At 40.1% G+C, this 1,730-nt stretch carries 3 protein-coding genes; all 3 read left to right on the forward strand.

Annotated features, from left to right (window positions below; all coding sequences use genetic code 11):
• The coding region (locus WDZ40_04580; GenBank protein ID MEX0878095.1) for a DUF3179 domain-containing protein at positions 1 to 960 on the forward strand (960 nt) is incomplete at its 5' end.
• Between the two features lie 64 nt (positions 961 to 1,024).
• On the forward strand, positions 1,025 to 1,285 hold the full coding sequence (locus tag WDZ40_04585; GenBank protein MEX0878096.1) for a glutaredoxin family protein: 261 nt from the start codon (positions 1,025 to 1,027) through the stop codon (positions 1,283 to 1,285).
• A gap of 4 nt (positions 1,286 to 1,289) precedes the next feature.
• Positions 1,290 to 1,730, forward strand: a 441-nt coding sequence (locus WDZ40_04590) for a thioredoxin domain-containing protein (protein MEX0878097.1), incomplete at its 3' end; no start/stop codon positions are given.

Here is a 1,730-nt window from a genome sequence, read left to right on the forward strand (position 1 = left end):
GGTATTTTAACTGTTTTTGCTTATAGTTATTTAAAGAGTGAGTCTTTTGACTTGCCTGATAACAAGACAGATAAAATTAATATAGATTCTCGAGAATTTATGATAACAGACGATACTATGCACTCAATACCACTTGATGAAATACTTTCAGGAGGACCGCCAAAAGACGGCATACCCTCCATAGATGAGCCAAAATTTATATCTACATCTGAAGCAGACGAGTTTCTTAAAGACGATGAGATTGGTTTGGGGCTTTTTTATAAAGACGAAGCAAGGTTTTACCCTTTTCAAGTAATGGTTTGGCACGAAATAGTAAATGATAAGATACAAGGTGAACCTATTTTGGTAACATATTGTCCACTTTGCTTTACAGGTATTGTTTTTGAAAGCAAGGTGAACGGCGAGGCGCAGGAATTTGGCGTTTCAGGCAAGTTGTGGAAATCAAATTTGCTTATGTACAACAGAACAGGCGATCCAAATACGGAATCATTATGGTCCCAGGTGTTAGGCGAAGCTGTTGTGGGACCTGAAACAGGTACAAAGTTAAAAATAATACCGTCAGATATCGTTAGGTATTCGGACTGGAAGAATAAATACCGGGATACAAAAGTATTATCCCGCGATACCGGGCATTCAAGGTCTTATGGGCGGGATCCCTACGGTGGATATTACACATCGGACAGTTTTATATTTAACCCCGGGTTTGAAGACGAAAGGTTGCATCCCAAGGAATTTGTTGTAGGCATAGAGGTGGACGGCAAATTCAAAGCATATAAAGCAGATGTTGTAAAAGAAGGGGTTACGGAAGATAGTGTAGGCGGAGTTGGGGTAAAAATAGAAAAGAGCAGTGTGGGGGAGTTTAAATTTACAAAGGATGATTCGGGAGAAATAATCCCGCACATTAACGCGTTTTGGTTCTCTTGGGTCAGCGTGCATCCGGAAACCGAACTTTTTAAGTAGTTTGGTCGGGCAGGTCGTAGATAGAGCTATAAAAGTAATTATTAAATAATTAACAAGAAAAACTATGAAAAACGTAACTATATACTCAACACCAACGTGTCACTTCTGTCATGCAGCAAAAGAATTTTTTAAGGAGAACAATATTGAATTTACTGATTATGATGTATCAGCTGATGCAGAAAAGCGCCAAGAGATGGTGCAGAAGAGCGGACAAATGGGCGTCCCGGTTATTTTTGTAGATGACCCTTCAAATCCTTCAGAGCAAGCTGAGATGATTGTCGGTTTTGATGAGTCGAAGCTTAAATCATTGCTTGGAATTTCATAAGCATATGAAGATAAATACACAAAGCGGATATGTAGTACCGGTTGCGATTATCGTCGCAGGTGTGTTGATAGCCGGCGCGGTTTTTTTCACCCACAACAACAAGAATGTCGCGACAAGCAATAATACTGACCGTAACAATGGGGCTGACCATAATACAGGAGAGCAACCCTCTGGTGAATTTCGAATGCCAAACGAAAGCGATCATGTGCGTGGCAATAGTAATGCTAAAATTACAATTGTTGAATATTCAGATTTTAACTGTTCATTTTGTGCCCGTCTTCACCCCACGCTTTCAAGAATTGTTGAAGAAAATGAAGACGTGCAGTGGGTATACAGACATTTTGCGAATTACGCACAAGGTAGAGTGGCTGCTATAGGTTCTGAATGTGTCGCTAAAATTGGTGGAAACGATGTTTTCTGGGAGTTTTCAGACAGGATGTTTGAT

The sequence above is a fragment of the Candidatus Spechtbacterales bacterium genome, assembly GCA_040879145.1.
Lineage (GTDB): Bacteria > Patescibacteriota > Minisyncoccia > Spechtbacterales > 2-12-FULL-38-22 > JAWVZY01.